The organism is Streptomyces sp. NPDC056361, from assembly GCF_042262805.1.
In the GTDB taxonomy this organism is placed as follows: Bacteria; Actinomycetota; Actinomycetes; order Streptomycetales; family Streptomycetaceae; genus Streptomyces.
The window spans coordinates 14,237-29,500 of the sequence record NZ_JBHJQI010000106.1; the positions used below are offsets into that span (position 1 = coordinate 14,237).

Below are 15,264 nucleotides of genomic sequence, written 5' to 3' on the forward strand. Positions count from 1 at the left end.
GAGCCGGGGGGACGGCAAAGAGCCCCGTCCATCGAATGGACGGGGCTCTCGCCGTGGCGACCTTCAGGAAGTCAGGAGGTCAAGGTGATCAGTGGTGGCCGTGGCCGCTCTGGATCTCCTTGTACTCCTCGGCCGTCGGCTTGGCGATCTGGCTGTCGCCGCCGTAGTAGCCCTTGTTGAGCTTGACCCGGAGCTTCTCCAGGGCACCGACCTTGCGCTCCACGCCGTTCTCGTCGACGGCCGGCGGAAGCTCCGCCGCGTCGTACTGCTCGTGCGCGGTGAGGCGGTGCAGTTCGCCCTGGCTGAGCGGCTCGTGGACCTCGACGAACTCACCGTGCGGCAGGCGCTTGATGATGCCCGACTCGCGACCGTGCAGCACCTTGTCCTTGTCGCGGCGCTGGAGGCCGAGGCAGATCCGCTTGGTGGCGATGAACGCGAGGACCGGTCCGACGAAGAAGAAGATCCGGACGAACCAGGTGATCGAGTTCAGCGACAGGTGGAAGTGGGTCGCCCAGAGGTCGTTTCCACCACCGATGAGCATGACCATGTACGCGGTGATCCAGGCGACGCCGAAGGCAGTGCGCGTCGGAGCGTTGCGCGGGCGCTGCGCGATGTGGTGCTCGCGCTTGTCGCCGGTGATCCAGGACTCGATGAACGGGTACACCGCGATCGCGGCGAGGACCGCCGGGAAGATCGCCAGCGGGATCATCACGCCCAGGACCAGCGTGTGGCCCCAGAGGTTGATCTCCCAGCCCGGCATGACACGGATCAGACCCTCGGCGAAGCCCATGTACCAGTCGGGCTGGGCGCCGGTGGACACCTGGTCCGGGCGGTACGGGCCGATGGCCCAGATCGGGTTGATCGAGGCGATCGCCGCGATGACCGCGATGACACCGAAGACCAGGAAGAAGAAGCCTCCGGCCTTGGCCATGTAGACCGGCAGCAGCGGCATGCCCACGACGTTCTTGTTCGTGCGGCCGGGGCCGGCGAACTGCGTGTGCTTGTGGAAGAACACCAGGATGAGGTGCGCCACCACGAGGCCGAGCATGATGCCGGGCAGCAGGAGCACGTGGGCCGAGTAGAACCGGGCCACGAAGTCGCCGCCGGGGAACTCCCCGCCGAACAGGAACATCGACAGGTACGTGCCGAGGACCGGCACGGACAGGATCGCGCCCTGCATGAAGCGGACACCGGTGCCGGAGAGCAGGTCGTCCGGGAGCGAGTAACCGGTGAAGCCGGTGAACATGCCCAGGAAGAACAGCAGGAAGCCGAACAGCCAGTTGATCTCACGCGGCTTGCGGAACGCGCCCGTGAAGAAGACGCGCATCATGTGCACGAACATGCCGGCGAGGAAGATCAGCGCCGCCCAGTGGTGGATCTGCCGGATGAGCAGACCGCCGCGGACCTCGAACGAGATGTGCATCGTCGAGTTGAACGCCTCGGACATCAGCTGTCCCTGGAGCGGGACGTACGGTCCGACGTACTCCACCTCGTTCATCGACGGGTGGAAGAACATCGTCAGATAGACGCCCGTCAGGATGATGATGAGGAAGCTGTAGAGGCAGATCTCGCCCAGCATGAAGGACCAGTGGTCCGGGAAGATCTTCCGCATGTTGGCCTTGGCCAGCGTGTAGATCCCCAGGCGTCCGTCGGCCCAGTCGGCGACCCGCTCACCGGCGGGTGCTTTCTTCGTATCGGTCACGGTGCTCATCCGCGCTCCCAGAAGGCAGGACCGACGGGCTCGTCGAAGTCGCCGAGCGCCTCCAGGAAGCCCTTGTCGTTCACGCCGATCCGCAGCTGCGGGAGGGCGTGACCGGCCGGGCCGAAGATGACGCGGGCGCCGTCGGAGAGGTCGAAGGTGGACTGGTGGCACGGGCAGAGCACGTGGTGCGTCTGCTGCTCGTACAGGGAGATCGGGCAGCCCACGTGGGTGCAGATCTTCGAGAAGGCGACGATGCCCTCGTGCGACCACTCCAGCTCGCGCTTGTCCTTGATGTCCTCCGGCTGGATCCGGACGATCATCAGGGCGGCCTTGGCGATCTGGGTCTGGAACTCGTGGTCGTGCTCCGAGAGGCCCTCGGGCATCGCGAACGTGAGCGAACCGACGACGACGTCCTCGGGACGCAGCGGCTCGTTCGTGTTCATGTTGATGAGCTGAAGACCCTTGGCCCACATGGTGGTCCGGAGCTTCTTCTCGGGCAGCGGGCCCATGTCACGCAGCAGCACGAGGCCGGAGAGCGGGACGAGCGACAGCGCGCCGAACATCGTGTTGCGGATGAGCTTGCGACGGCCCATGCCCGACTCGGCGGCACCGGCCGCGAAGTCCGCCATGACCTTCGCCTTGGTCTCCGGGTCGGCCTGGATCGGGTGCCGCTCGTCCGCGATCTCGACGTCGGACATCAGGGTGCGGGCCCAGTGGACCGCACCCGCGCCGATGAAGAAGAGAGCGAGACCGAGGGTCCAGCCCAGGGCGAAGTTGAGCGCGGACACCCGGCCGAACGGCCAGATGTACACGATCTTGTCGACCGGGAAGATCACGTACGAGGCGATGAAGCCGACGGTGGCCAGCATCGACAGCGTGAACATGAAGGCGACCGCGCGCTCGGACCGACGGGCGGCACGCTCGTCGATGTCCTGGATGCGGGGCTTGTGGGGCGGGAGGCCCGGGTCGGCGAACGGGTCGTCGGCGACCTTCACCGCGCCGTGCGCGGTGTCCTGCCCTGCCGGCAGGTTCTCTTCTGGAATCTCTTGGCTACTCATGACTTCTTGGCCTTAGCGGTGTGGGCCGCGACCCAGATGGCAACTGCGATCAGCGCACCCAGACCGAAGACCCAGGCGAACAGACCCTCGCTGACGGGGCCGAGGCCACCGAGCTTGAGACCGCCCGGGTTGTCGGCCTTGTCGCTGTTGACGGCCTGGACGTACGCGATGATGTCCTTCTTCTCCTTCTCCGGCATGGTCGTGTCCGGGAAGGAGGGCATGTTCTGCGGGCCGGTCTGCATGGCCTCGTAGAGGTGCTTCGGGCTCACGCCTTCGAGGTTCGGGGCGTACTTGCCGTAGGTCAGCGCGCCACCCTCACCGGTGAAGTTGTGGCACTGGGCACAGTTGGTGCGGAACAGCTCGCCACCCTTGGCGATGTCCGCACCCTCCGGGCTGTACTGGGCCTCGGTCGGCGTGATCGGGCCGGCACCGAGAGAGGCGACGTACGCCGCGAGCTGATCGATCTCAGCCTGCGAGTAGATGACCTTCTTCTTCGGGACCTGGGCGCCCGGCTGCTGGGCCGGCATGCGACCCGTGCCGACCTGGAAGTCGACCGCGGCGGAGCCGACGCCGACGAGGGACGGGCCGTCAGAGGTGCCCTGACCGCCGGTTCCGTGGCAGCTGGCGCAGCCGACGGAGTAGAGCTTCTTGCCCTCCTCGATGGCGAGGGACTGGGCGGTTTCATCGGCCTTCGCCGTGCCCGCGGGCGCGAACGCGGCGTACAGCCCCCCAGTGGCCGCCAGCGCGAGAAGTAGGACGACGACCGCCGCCAGCGGATGGCGTCGTCGTGCGGAGAGCTTTTTCACGGATTACCCCGGTGTCAGGATCTTCTGCGTCGATGCTTGCTGGATGTCTCGGTCCGCCGTGTCGGCGGGACCGATTACTTGATCATGTAGATCGTGGCGAAGAGGCCGATCCAGACGACATCGACGAAGTGCCAGTAGTAGGACACGACGATGGCGGCGGTTGCCTGCTCGTGGGTGAACCTCTTGGCGGCGTACGTCCGGCCCAGGACCAGCAGGAAGGCGATGAGACCGCCCGTCACGTGCAGGCCGTGGAAGCCGGTGGTCAGGTAGAACACCGAGCCGTACGGGTCCGACGAGAGCGAGAGGCCCTCGTGCTTCACCAGCTCGGTGTACTCGAAGACCTGGCCGCCGATGAAGATCGAACCCATCACGAACGTGATGATGAACCACGTCCGGAGCTTCTTCACGTCGCCCCGCTCGGCGGCGAACACGCCGAGCTGGCAGGTGAGGGAAGAGAGCACCAGGATCGTGGTGTTGGTCGCAGAGAACGGGAAGTTCAAGGCCGAAGCCTGTTCCGCCCAGAACTCGGGACCCGTCACCGATCGCAGGGTGAAGTACATCGCGAAGAGGGCCGCGAAGAACATCAGCTCGGAACTCAACCAGATGATGGTTCCGACGCTGGTGAGGTTCGGTCGATTGACCGAAGGGTGCGCGTGCCCTGTTTCTACTGTCGTTACTGTCGCCACGACCGACATTATGTCGGTCGCTTATCCCGCCCTCACTCCGGGGGGTGCCGTTCGGAGTGTCCGGGGGCCGTGTCCAGCCCGAACGGCCCAGTGGAAGCACCCCGGAGCACCCTTCGAACAGGTGTTGAACGGGTGTTGACGGGGTGTGGACCGGAGTAGCATCCGGCGCATCGATCGACGACCATCCCACGGACTTCCACGCGGAGGAACGATGCAGTCGAGTGCCACGGTCCTGCTCTACAGCGACGACGCGAACACCCGCGAGCAGGTACGCCTCGCGGCCGGGCGCAGGCCGGCGGCCGACGTTCCCCCGGTCGAGTTCGTGGAGTGCGCGACGCTGCCCGCGGTGCTCAAGCGCCTGGAGGAGGGCGGCATCGACGTCTGCGTCCTCGACGGCGAGGCGGTGCCCGCCGGCGGCATGGGCGTCTGCCGCCAGATCAAGGACGAGGTCTTCCGCTGCCCGCCGGTGCTGCTGCTCATCGGGCGCCCGCAGGACGCCTGGCTGGCCACCTGGAGTCGCGCGGACGCCGCGATCACCCTTCCGGTGGAACCGGTGGAGTTCGCGGCGTCCCTGGCGTCCCTGCTGCGCTCACGCCTCTCGATCGGCGCGTGAGCCGGTCAGATCGACGGGCGTAGGCGGGCCTTCTCGGTGGGGGCGACCGGGCTTCCGGCGGCCTCCACCAGGGCGCTTCCCTTGCGCCACTTGTCCCAGGACAGGTTCCAGTCGCCGAAGCCGTTGCCGAAGGTGTCCATCGTCTCGCCGATGCTGTTGACGACGCGGACGACGTCTCCGGCGCGGACGGTCTCGTAGAACCAGGCCGCGTTCCCGGTCGACATGCCGACACAGCCGTGGCTGACGTTCGCCACGCCCTGCGAGCCGACCGACCAGGGCGCGGCGTGGACGTACTCGCCGCTCCAGGTGACCCGGGTGGCGTAGTAGACGGGCAGGTCGTACGACTCGGAACTGCCCTCGGCTATCCCGATGCTGGTGCCGCGCATCCGGACGTAGTACTCCTTGCCGAGGATGACTTTGACACCGTTTCGGGTGGAGAAGCCCGGTTTGCCGGTGGTCACCGGAATGGTATTGATCACTTCTCCGTTGCGCTTCACGGTCATGTAGTGGGACCCGGCGTCGGCGACGGCCTCGATCCGGTCGCCGATGGTGAGCTTGAGGGGCTTGGACGCGCCGCCGTAGAGCTTGTCGCCGACCTTGAGGCCGTCCAGGTTTCCGGTGACCGTGACGAGGGCGCCGGCGGGCCAGTACTCCTTCGGACGGAAGTGCAGTTTCTTGTCGTCCACCCAGTACCAGGCGCCCTCCACGAAGGGCGTGGAGCGGACCTTGAGGGCCCGTTCGACGACCGCGCGGGCGGCCCGGTCCTTCACGGGGAGGCTGAGGTCGGCCGTGATGGGCTGCCCGACGCCGTAGGTGCCCGCCTCCGGCCCGAAGGTCGCGGTGAGGGCCCGTTTGGCCGGAGCCGTCTCGAAAGTGAACGTACGGGCGCCTGGGGCGCCGTCGTCGTCCTCCGTGGCCACCCGGACGGTGTAGCGGGCGCCGGCCGCGAGGGCGACCGTGGAGCGCCAGCGCTGCCCGTCCGCGGTGAGTTCGCCCGCGAGGTGGCGTCCCGACTCGTCGGTGGCGGTGACGTCGGTGATCCGGCCGTCGTCGCCCTTGGCGGTGATCTCCAGGGGCTTCTCGGGGTCCGCCTTGGCTCCGTCGGCGGGGGCGCTGACCGCGAGCTGGTCCGCCGCGTCGTAGGCCTCGGCCGACAGCGGATGGCCGTCGGAGCCCGCACACGCCGTGGCGGCTGCGGTGACGGTGACGGCCAGAAGAGTGCAGCTCAGAACAGTCCGAATGCGCGGCGTGTCGTTCATGACTTCACGCTAAGGACTGTCTACGGCAGCAGCGCGCCGAGTGCGGCAAAAGAGGGGCCCGGGCACTTCGGTGACGAAGTGTCCGGGCCCCTCTGCGTGCTCCGGAGCGGAGCGGGGTACTGCTACTGGTTCTGGTTCTCGCCGCGGTAGAACTCGAAGACCCAGCCGAAGAGGCCGACCAGGATCAGCGGGGCGGAGAAGTACAGGATCCACCAGCCCATAGCGATGGCGAGGAAGGCGAGCGCGCCGCCGACGGCCAGCGAGAGCGGCTGCCAGCTGTGCGGGGCGAAGAAGCCCACCTCACCGGCCTCGTCCGCGACGTCGGCCTCCTTGTCGTCCTGCGCCATCGCGTCGACACGCTTGGCCGTGAAGGCCAGGTAGTAGCCGATCATGATGGACAGGCCGAAGGCCAGGAAGAGCGCCGTCGTACCGACCGGCTCCTTGGACCAGACGCCGTAGAGGATCGCCATGGCAAGGATGAAGACGCTCAGCCAGATGAACATCTTGCCTTGGATCTTCACTTGCCGGCCTCCTTGCCGCCCGTGAGGGCCTCGGCCACGTGGCCCTTGTTCTCGAGCTGGTCGAGAGCGGCGATCTCAGGGTGGTGCAGGTCGAACGCCGGCGATTCGGAACGGATCCGCGGCAGGGTGAGGAAGTTGTGCCGCGGCGGCGGGCAGGACGTCGCCCACTCGAGCGAGCGGCCGTAGCCCCACGGGTCGTCGACCTCGATCTTCTTGCCGTACTTGGCGGTCTTCCAGACGTTGTAGAGGAACGGCAGGATCGACAGGCCGAGCAGGAAGGAGGAGATCGTCGAGATCGTGTTCAGCGCGGTGAAGCCGTCGGCGTCGAGGTAGTCCGCGTAACGACGCGGCATGCCCTCGGCACCGAGCCAGTGCTGCACCAGGAACGTGCCGTGGAAGCCGATGAACAGCGTCCAGAACGTCATCTTGCCGAGCCGCTCGTCCAGCATCTTGCCCGTGAACTTCGGCCACCAGAAGTGGAATCCGGCGAACATCGCGAAGACCACGGTGCCGAAGACGACGTAGTGGAAGTGCGCGACGACGAAGTACGAGTCGGAGACGTGGAAGTCCATCGGCGGCGAGGCCAGGATGACACCGGTCAGACCACCGAAGGTGAAGGTGATCAGGAAGCCGATCGTCCAGAGCATCGGAGTCTCGAAGGACAACGAGCCCTTCCACATCGTTCCGATCCAGTTGAAGAACTTCACGCCGGTGGGTACGGCGATGAGGAACGTCATGAAGGAGAAGAACGGCAGGAGCACGCCGCCCGTGACGTACATGTGGTGCGCCCACACCGTCACGGACAGACCGGCGATCGCGATGGTCGCGGCCACCAGACCGATGTAGCCGAACATCGGCTTGCGGCTGAAGACCGGGATGACCTCGGAGACGATGCCGAAGAACGGCAGGGCGATGATGTACACCTCTGGGTGTCCGAAGAACCAGAAGAGGTGTTGCCACAGCAGGGCGCCACCGTTGGCGGCGTCGAAGACGTGGGCACCGAACTTGCGGTCCGCCTCAAGGGCGAACAGCGCGGCCGCCAGGACCGGGAAGGCGAGCAGGACCAGGACACCGGTCAGCAGCACGTTCCAGGTGAAGATCGGCATGCGGAACATCGTCATGCCCGGAGCGCGCATGCAGATGATCGTGGTGATGAAGTTGACCGAACCGAGGATCGTGCCGAAGCCGGAGAAGGCCAGACCCATGATCCACATGTCGGCGCCGACACCCGGCGAGCGGACGGCGTCCGACAGCGGGGAGTAGGCGAACCAGCCGAAGTCGGCGGCACCCTGCGGGGTGAGGAAGCCGGCGACCGCGATGATCGAGCCGAACAGGTAGAGCCAGTAGGCGAACATGTTCAGCCGCGGGAACGCCACGTCGGGCGCGCCGATCTGCAGCGGCATGATCCAGTTCGCGAATCCGGCGAACAGCGGCGTCGCGAACATCAGCAGCATGATCGTGCCGTGCATCGTGAACGCCTGGTTGAACTGCTCGTTCGACATGATCTGCGTACCCGGACGGGCCAGCTCGGCGCGCATGAAGAGCGCCATGAGTCCGCCGATGCAGAAGAAGACGAACGACGTGACCAGGTACATCGTCCCGATCGTCTTGTGGTCGGTGGTGGTCAGCCACTTGATCACGACGTTGCCGGGCTGCTTGCGCCGTACGGGCAGCTCGTTCTCGTACGAGTCCTCAGCTGCGGCGGCACCCTGGGTTTCGTTGTGGATGCTCACAGTTGGTTCTTCTCCGCATTCCTGGCCGGGTCCGTCTGCTCGATGCCAGACGGGATGTAGCCGGTCTGCCCCTTCTCGGCCAGCTCCTTCAGGTGCTGCTGGTAGCGCTCCGGAGAGACCACCTTGACGTTGAAGAGCATCCGGGAGTGGTCGACACCGCAGAGCTCGGCGCACTTGCCGAGGAAGGTGCCCTCCTGGTTCGGAGTCACCTCGAAGACGTTGGTGTGACCCGGGATGACGTCCTGCTTGAACAGGAAGGGGACCACCCAGAAGGAGTGGATGACGTCACGGGAGGTCAGGACGAACCGGACCTTCTCGCCCTTCGGCAGCCACAGGGTCGGACCCGGGTTGCCGGTCTGCGGGTTACGGTCGCCGGGGATACCGGCGTCGTAGACGCCGCCCGCGTTCTCCGGGAAGTCCGCGAGGAACTTGTCCGGAATGGACGCGAGGTTCTTGTCCGTCTTGGCGTCGCCCTCTACACCGGGCACGTTCTCGACGTAGTTGAAGCCCCAGCTCCACTGGTAGCCGACCACGTTGACCGTGTGGGGCGGCTTCGGGGTGAGCTCGAGGAGCTTCGACTCGTCGCGTGCGGTGAAGTAGAAGAGCACCGAGACGATGATGAGCGGGGTGACCGTGTACAGCGCCTCGATGGGCATGTTGTAACGGGTCTGCGGAGGTACCTCGACCTTGGTCCGGGTCCGCCGGTGGAAGATGACGGACCAGAGGATCAGGCCCCACACCAGGATTCCGGTGATGAGCGCGGCGGCCCACGAACCCTGCCACAGGGAGAGGATCGTGGGACCCTCTTCCGTGACGGGGGTGGGCATGCCAAGGCGGGGGAAGTCTTCCCAGTTGTACGAGCAGCCCGTGGCTGTCGCCAGGATCAGGCCCGCAGTCAGCACCTGCGGCAGCTTCCGCCGCATCGGGCGCCGCGACGAGCGGTCGGAGCCGTTGGGACTCACGTAGCGCCTTCCCGAGAGTCTCGGCCCGCAGTGGTCGGCCACGGCCGTCCGTCTCGCTGGTCGGTCGCCGCCCCGGCCGCGGGCAGGGGTTTGGATGTTTATGCGGACCAAACCCTACTGGACGCTATTTGGGGTCGCGCGGGGAGGGTGCCCAACGCGCCGTCCGAGCCCCCGAAGGGGTGGACTCCACCGTTCCGGAGGGGGGTCCCCCACCCCCGTTCGGCCGCCTGCCGACGCGCCGCGCCCCACTTCTGACGGGGGCTCATCGGGAGGGCGGGGGCGCCGGGGGGGTGGCGGTGCGGGGAGGGGGGCGGGAGCGCCGGGGGTGGCGGTGCGGGGAGGGGGGCGGGAGCGCCGGGGGTGGGGTGGGGAGCGGGTGGGGGTGGGTCTCCGTCGAGGTTGGTGCGGAGAGGGGGTGGGGGCTGGCTCGGGGGTCGGGCGGGGTTGGGGTGGGGTTGAGGTGGAGGTGGGGGCAACCTCGGGGGCCGGGTGCCGGGGGCCGGGGCCGGTGCCCCGCTCGCCGGTGCCGCAGGCGCGGGGATCGGCGTGGGAGTCGGCGTGAGAGTCGGCCGGATGCGCGCGGGAGCCAGGGGGCGCTTGGGTCGGCCCTGGAGGCCGGGTGCACTCCGGGACCTGGGGCGCAGGGGCTGGAGCCGGGGGCTGGTGCGCTGCGGGACCTGGGCGCAGGGCGCCGACCAGAGGCCGGTTGAGCTGCGGGACCTGGGGCACAGGGGGCTCGGGCCGGGGCTGGTGCGCTGCGGGACCTGGGGTGCAGGGACTGGGACCGAGGGCGGGTTGCCCTCCGGGACCCAGGCGGCAGGGGCTGGGAACGGGGGCGGGTTGTCCTCCGGGACCCGGGCCGCAGGGGTTCGGACCGAGGGCGGGTTGCTCTCCGGGACCCGGGCGGCAGGGGCTGGGGGCGGCCGCGGGGCCCGGGCCTTGGCTCGGACTGAGGTGCGGATGTGCTGCGGGGGGTAGGGGCGCGACGGGTGTTGACGTGGGTGGGAGGGGATCGGATGGGGGCAGGGCCTACCGTGGGCGGATGCCGTACTTCGATGCCGCGTCCGCCGCTCCGCTGCACCCCGTCGCCCGCCAGGCGCTGCTCGCCTCCCTGGACGAGGGGTGGGCCGACCCGGCCCGGCTGTACCGGGAAGGGCGGCGGGCCAGGATGCTGCTCGACGCGGCGCGGGAGGCCGCGGCGGAGGCCGTGGGGTGCCGCCCGGACGAGCTCGTGTTCACTCCTTCGGGGACACGCGCGGTTCACGCGGGGGTCTCAGGGGCGCTCGCGGGGCGTCGGCGCGTCGGAGACCGGCTCGTGGTGTCGGCGGTCGAACACTCCTCCGTCCTGCACGCGGGCGAGACCCACGCGGCGGCCGGCGGCACGGTGACCGAGGTACCCGTGGGACGGTCCGGCGCCGTGGACCCGGCGGTCTTCGCCGCCGCGCTCGGCCCCGACACGGCCCTGGCGTGCCTCCAGTCCGCCAACCACGAGGTCGGAACCGAGCAGCCGGTGGCCGAGGTCGCCGAGGCCTGCCGTGCGGCGAACGTCCCCCTGCTCGTGGACGCGGCCCAGTCACTCGGCTGGGGACCCGTCGACGGCGGCTGGTCCCTGCTAGCCGCCAGCGCCCACAAATGGGGCGGCCCCGCGGGCGTGGGTCTGCTCGCCGTACGCAAGGGCGTCCGCTTCGCACCCCAAGGGCCCACGGACGAACGGGAGTCGGGGCGCGCCCCCGGCTTCGAGAACCTCCCCGCGATCGTCGCCGCGGCGGCCTCCCTGCGAGCGGTACGCGCCGAGGCCGCCGCCGAGGCCGCCCGCCTCCGCGGCCTGGTCGACCGCATCCGCACACGCGTGCCCGAGCTGGTTCCGGACGTCGAGGTCGTCGGCGACCCGGTCCGCCGGCTCCCCCACCTCGTCACCTTCTCCTGTCTCTACGTCGACGGAGAGACCCTCCTCCACGAACTGGACCGCGAGGGCTTCTCCGTCTCCTCCGGCTCCTCCTGCACGAGCTCGACCCTGACACCCAGCCACGTCCTGCGCGCGATGGGCGTCCTGAGCGAAGGAAACGTCCGGCTCTCCCTCCCCGCCGGCACCGCCGCGTCCGACGTCGACCACTTCCTCGACGTCCTGCCCGGCGTCGTCGCGGCCGTCCGCGAACGCCTCGGCGCCACGCCCTCCGCCGCCTCGGCCGCGCCCCCCTCCGACTCCCCCTCCGACTCCCCCTCCCTCGTCGTCGACGCCCTCGGCCGGCGCTGCCCCATCCCCGTCATCGAGCTCGCCAAAGTCATCGCCGACGTCCCCCTCGGCGGGACCGTCACCGTCCTCGCCGACGACGCCGCGGCCCGGCTCGACATTCCCGCCTGGTGCGAGATGCGGGGGCAGGAGTACGTCGGTGAGAGCCCGGCCGCCGGGGGTGGCTCCGCGTACGTCGTCCGCCGGCTCTCCTGAACCCGGCGCGCGCCGCTCGATCACCGTGCTCGGCCCGCGGCGGCGTGCGACCGGGCATCCCCTTCCGCCACCCGGTCCGCGGCCTCCCGCCGCGCGGGCCCGCGCCGGCGTGGACCTGCGCCCCGCGCATGCTGCGCCGCCTTGTGGGCACGCGCCCGCCACCTCGTGCGGGCTGCGCCCGCCGCCCACCGCGTGGGCCCGCGCCCCCGCGTCCGTCGCCGTGCGCCGGCGGCACCGCACCTGCCTGTGCCCGCCGTCGCCCGGCGCCCGTCGCCCACCGCCGTGTGGGCAATCGTCCCGCTGGGGCGGGACGGGTGGGCACACGGGACGACGCCCTTGGCGGCGCCTCCGCCCCTTGTGCCTGAACCTGCACCCATTGCTCGGCGCGCATCCGGTGCGGGTTCAGGCACGGAAGCCTAGGCCCGGCAGGGGGCGCCGTCCGTTGTGCCCACCCGTTCCGCCCCAGCGGAACGAATGCCCACAACGGGGCGGGGCCGGCCGGGCGGGGCCGGGGTGGGTGTCGTCCCGGTGGAAGGAATGCCCGCAGTGGGGTGGGCCGGGAGCGACGCCCCGGGGTGGGTTAGGGGAGGTGGGGGTGGAGGTCGGCGGTGGCGGGGTCGCCGTAGGCCTTGGTGAAGCGGTCGATGAAGTTGGCGCGGGCGAGGGTGTACTCCTGGGTCCCGAGCGTCTCGATGACGAGCGTGGCGAGCATGCAGCCGAGCTGCGCCGCGCGCTCGAGGCCGACGCCCCAGGAGAGCCCGGTGAGGAAGCCGGCACGGAAGGCGTCGCCGACGCCGGTCGGGTCGACCTTGGCGTTCTCCTCGGGGCAGGCGACCTCGATCGGCGTCTCGCCGACGCGCTCGATGCGGACGCCGCGCGAGCCGAGCGTGGTGATGCGGTGGCCGACGCGGGAGAGGATCTCGGCGTCGGTCCAGCCGGTCTTGGACTCGATGAGGCCCTTCTCGTACTCGTTGGAGAAGAGGTAGGTGGCACCGTCGAGGAGCGTGCGGATCTCCTCGCCGTCCATGCGCGCGATCTGCTGGGAGAAGTCGGCGGCGAAGGGGATCTCGCGGGCCTTGCACTCCTCCGTGTGGCGGAGCATCGCCTCGGGGTCGTCGGCGCCGATGAGGACGAGGTCGAGGCCGCCGACGCGGTCGGCGACGGCCTTGAGCTCGATCAGCCGGGCCTCGCTCATCGCGCCCGTGTAGAAGGAGCCGATCTGGTTGTGGTCCTGGTCCGTGGTGCAGACGAAGCGGGCGGTGTGGAGGACCTCGGAGATGCGCACCGAGCCGGTGTCGACGCCGTGCCGGTCGAGCCAGGCGCGGTACTCGTCGAAGTCGAAGCCGGCTGCGCCGACCAGGACGGGGCGGCTGCCGAGCTGGCCCATGCCGAAGCAGATGTTGGCGGCGACGCCTCCCCGGCGCACGTCGAGGTTGTCCACGAGGAAGGAGAGGGACACCGTGTGGAGCTGGTCGGCCACGAGCTGGTCGGCGAACCGGCCGGGGAAGGTCATGAGGTGGTCGGTGGCGATGGAGCCGGTGACTGCGATACGCACGGCGGGGCGCTCCTGCGGGAAGGCGGTAATGACAGTTCACGCTACCGGTTGGGCGGTGCCCTGCCGAACAGTGGAAACTACCCCAGAGTAGGTCTTTTCTCCGGAGCGGTGCGGTGCATACGGTGCGGCCATGACCACCTACCCCGCTCCTCGCGAGCGACACGAGTCCGAGTTGAGCCTCGCCCAGCTGTGCGGGGACGGCGCTCGGATGGCCCCGCACTGGGTCTCCCCGGTCGCTCCCGCGCCCGCTCCGGTCTCCCCCGCCCTGATCCACGGGGTGGTCGTGCCGGACGCCTCGGCCCGGCTGATCGACGCGACCGCCGAGTACGGCGGCTGACGGACGGAACCGTCCGCCCGCCCGCTCCGTCCCACCTCCGTCCGATCGAGACGAGGGAGCGTTGCGGTGAGCGGTACGGAGAACGTACGGAGGCGACGGAACGTCATCGCCGCCTCGGTGGCGGCGGGAGTGCTGCTCGCCGGTGGCGGCGGGGTCTACCTCGCCGCGACGGCGTCCGGCGAGGCGACGCCAGCCGGGGCGGGCGGCGCGGCCGCCGACGCGGCCGGCTCGCCGCCGCCCCTGCGCCTGGAGGGCGGCAACGGCGGCGCCGGCATCGCGCCGGGTGAGCCGGACCCGGGCGGTGGCCCCCAGGGGACCGTCTACACAGCCAAGGGCCCACTCCCCCATGGGCCCTCCTCGGCCGCGGTCCACCGGCCCGAGGGCCTGGTCACCTCGGCCGAGGTGACCAGGCTGGCCGAAGCGCTGGGCATCTCCGGCAGCCCGGTCCTCGACGGCCAGGTCTGGACGATCCGTCCGGAGAAGGACGGTTCGGGGCCGCGTCTCGACGTGGCGCGGAAGGCGCCGGGGAACTGGACGTACTCCTGGTACGACGGCGGTCCGGTCGGCGACACCTGCCTCAAGGGCAAGGCCTGCCCGCCGCCTGGCGAGGCGAAGCCGTCGCGCGGCGGCTCCCCGGTGAGCGAGGCGGCGGCGAGGGCGGCGGCGGCACCGATCCTGAAGGTGCTCGGGCAGGACGACGCGAAGGTGACCGCGTCGCAGGTCATGGACGGCTCGGTGCGGGTGGTCAACGCCGACCCCGTGATCGGCGGACTGCCGACCTACGGCTGGTCGACGGGGCTGCACATCGGCCCTGACGGCCGGGCGGTCGCCGGCAGCGGGATGCTGGACGAGCCCGCGGAGGGAGCCACGTACCCGGTGATCGGGGCGGCGAAGGCGCTCGCCGAGCTGAACGAGAAGTCGAAGGGCACCGGCCCGGTCCGCATCGGCGGCTGCGCCACGGACCCGCCGGCGGGCGTCGACGGGAACGGCAAGGGCGACCCGGCGGGCGTCGACGGCGGCGGGAAGGGCGACGCCCCGGCCGCGCCCTGCCAGTCGATCGCGGAGGTCGCGCCGCCGACGGAGGTCCCGGTGACGGGTGCGGTGTTCGGGCTGGCCGCGAAGGACGTGGCGGGCGAGCGGGTGCTCGTACCGGCGTGGCTGTTCACGGCGGACCCGGTGGACGCGGCGCCGTACACGGTGGTCGAGACGGCCGTGGCACCGGAGTACCTGTCGCCGCCGGTGAAGCCGACGCCGCCGGAGCAGGGCACGGCGCCGGTCCGGCAGGTCGAGTCGTACCGGGCGGACGAGGGCGGCCGGAAGCTGACCGTCACGTTCTGGGGCGGGGTGTGCAGCACGTACACGGTCGCGGCGCAGGAGACCCCGGAGAGCGTCACGGTCCGGATCACGGAGGCCCCGACCGATCCCGACCGGGTGTGCGTCGCCATGGCGGTGGAGGTCTCGAAGACGGTGGCCCTGGAGGACCCGCTCGGTGCGCGGACGGTGGTCGACGCGGCGAGCGGGCAGCCGGTGCCGCGCCGCTGACGGAGCCGACGTACGCGTGAGGGCGGCGGCCCGGGACCTGGTCC

Annotated in this window: 13 protein-coding genes; 4 read left to right on the forward strand and 9 right to left on the reverse strand. The window is 70.0% G+C overall.

Annotated elements, in window-relative coordinates:
* Positions 1-88: 88 nt before the first annotated feature.
* The 4 genes from ACFCY7_RS28345 to ACFCY7_RS28360 form a co-directional block, all read right to left on the reverse strand.
* Positions 89-1,711, reverse strand: coding sequence for a cytochrome bc complex cytochrome b subunit (locus ACFCY7_RS28345; protein ID WP_376488894.1), 1,623 nt, complete (start codon positions 1,709-1,711; stop codon positions 89-91).
* Positions 1,708-2,760 carry a Rieske 2Fe-2S domain-containing protein gene (locus ACFCY7_RS28350; RefSeq protein ID WP_376488895.1) on the reverse strand — a complete coding sequence of 351 codons (1,053 nt, stop codon included), beginning with the start codon at positions 2,758-2,760 and terminating at the stop codon, positions 1,708-1,710. The genes ACFCY7_RS28345 and ACFCY7_RS28350 overlap by 4 nt, the downstream gene beginning before the upstream one ends.
* On the reverse strand, positions 2,757-3,566 hold the full coding sequence (locus ACFCY7_RS28355; protein WP_376488896.1) for a c-type cytochrome: 810 nt from the start codon (positions 3,564-3,566) through the stop codon (positions 2,757-2,759). The genes ACFCY7_RS28350 and ACFCY7_RS28355 overlap by 4 nt, the downstream gene beginning before the upstream one ends.
* 74 nt (positions 3,567-3,640) lie before the next feature.
* Positions 3,641-4,261, reverse strand: a complete 621-nt coding sequence (locus tag ACFCY7_RS28360; RefSeq protein WP_189802205.1) for a heme-copper oxidase subunit III — start codon at positions 4,259-4,261, stop codon at positions 3,641-3,643.
* 202 nt (positions 4,262-4,463) lie between these two features.
* Between ACFCY7_RS28360 and ACFCY7_RS28365 the strand changes: the two genes are divergently transcribed.
* Entirely contained in the window at positions 4,464-4,865 is a 402-nt protein-coding gene (locus ACFCY7_RS28365) for a hypothetical protein (RefSeq protein ID WP_367827830.1), read from the forward strand.
* Positions 4,866-4,870: 5 nt separating this feature from the next.
* On the opposite strand, the gene ACFCY7_RS28370 is transcribed toward ACFCY7_RS28365, so the two are convergent.
* From ACFCY7_RS28370 to coxB, 4 genes are all read right to left on the reverse strand, one after another.
* The gene (locus tag ACFCY7_RS28370; RefSeq protein WP_376488897.1) at positions 4,871-6,124 is read right to left on the reverse strand and encodes an Ig-like domain-containing protein; all 1,254 of its coding nucleotides are present in this window, start codon (positions 6,122-6,124) and stop codon (positions 4,871-4,873) included.
* A gap of 122 nt (positions 6,125-6,246) precedes the next feature.
* Positions 6,247-6,645: a cytochrome c oxidase subunit 4 gene (locus ACFCY7_RS28375; RefSeq protein ID WP_266890999.1), complete on the reverse strand. Its 399-nt coding sequence runs from the start codon at positions 6,643-6,645 to the stop codon at positions 6,247-6,249.
* Positions 6,642-8,378, reverse strand: coding sequence for a cytochrome c oxidase subunit I (gene ctaD / locus ACFCY7_RS28380; protein ID WP_376488898.1), 1,737 nt, complete (start codon positions 8,376-8,378; stop codon positions 6,642-6,644). Before ctaD ends, ACFCY7_RS28375 begins: the two co-directional genes overlap by 4 nt.
* Positions 8,375-9,340 carry a cytochrome c oxidase subunit II gene (gene coxB / locus ACFCY7_RS28385; protein WP_376488899.1) on the reverse strand — a complete coding sequence of 322 codons (966 nt, stop codon included), beginning with the start codon at positions 9,338-9,340 and terminating at the stop codon, positions 8,375-8,377. The genes ctaD and coxB overlap by 4 nt, the downstream gene beginning before the upstream one ends.
* A 1,042-nt stretch (positions 9,341-10,382) precedes the next feature.
* Between coxB and ACFCY7_RS28390 the strand changes: the two genes are divergently transcribed.
* Complete coding sequence (locus tag ACFCY7_RS28390; RefSeq protein ID WP_376488900.1) at positions 10,383-11,786, forward strand: cysteine desulfurase/sulfurtransferase TusA family protein; 1,404 nt, start codon at positions 10,383-10,385, stop codon at positions 11,784-11,786.
* Between the two features lie 580 nt (positions 11,787-12,366).
* Here ACFCY7_RS28390 and ACFCY7_RS28395 read toward each other — a convergent pair.
* On the reverse strand, positions 12,367-13,341 hold the full coding sequence (locus ACFCY7_RS28395) for a carbohydrate kinase family protein (protein WP_376488901.1): 975 nt from the start codon (positions 13,339-13,341) through the stop codon (positions 12,367-12,369).
* Between the two features lie 130 nt (positions 13,342-13,471).
* On the opposite strand from ACFCY7_RS28395, the gene ACFCY7_RS28400 reads away from it, so the two are divergent.
* Both ACFCY7_RS28400 and ACFCY7_RS28405 read left to right on the forward strand, forming a co-directional pair.
* Positions 13,472-13,678, forward strand: coding sequence for a hypothetical protein (locus tag ACFCY7_RS28400; protein ID WP_376488902.1), 207 nt, complete (start codon positions 13,472-13,474; stop codon positions 13,676-13,678).
* Between the two features lie 66 nt (positions 13,679-13,744).
* Entirely contained in the window at positions 13,745-15,220 is a 1,476-nt protein-coding gene (locus ACFCY7_RS28405; RefSeq protein ID WP_376488903.1) for a hypothetical protein, read from the forward strand.
* Positions 15,221-15,264 lie beyond the last annotated feature (44 nt).

Excerpts from the sequence above, each read along its gene's own strand:
- ACFCY7_RS28345 (WP_376488894.1), bottom strand. The coding sequence starts at position 1,711 with ATGAGCACCGTGACCGATACGAAGAAAGCACCCGCCGGTGAGCGGGTC.
- ACFCY7_RS28350 (WP_376488895.1), bottom strand. The coding sequence starts at position 2,760 with ATGAGTAGCCAAGAGATTCCAGAAGAGAACCTGCCGGCAGGGCAGGAC.
- ACFCY7_RS28360 (WP_189802205.1), bottom strand. The coding sequence starts at position 4,261 with ATGTCGGTCGTGGCGACAGTAACGACAGTAGAAACAGGGCACGCGCAC.
- ACFCY7_RS28365 (WP_367827830.1), top strand. The coding sequence starts at position 4,464 with ATGCAGTCGAGTGCCACGGTCCTGCTCTACAGCGACGACGCGAACACC.
- ACFCY7_RS28370 (WP_376488897.1), bottom strand. The coding sequence starts at position 6,124 with ATGAACGACACGCCGCGCATTCGGACTGTTCTGAGCTGCACTCTTCTG.
- ACFCY7_RS28390 (WP_376488900.1), top strand. The coding sequence starts at position 10,383 with ATGCCGTACTTCGATGCCGCGTCCGCCGCTCCGCTGCACCCCGTCGCC.
- ACFCY7_RS28400 (WP_376488902.1), top strand. The coding sequence starts at position 13,472 with ATGACCACCTACCCCGCTCCTCGCGAGCGACACGAGTCCGAGTTGAGC.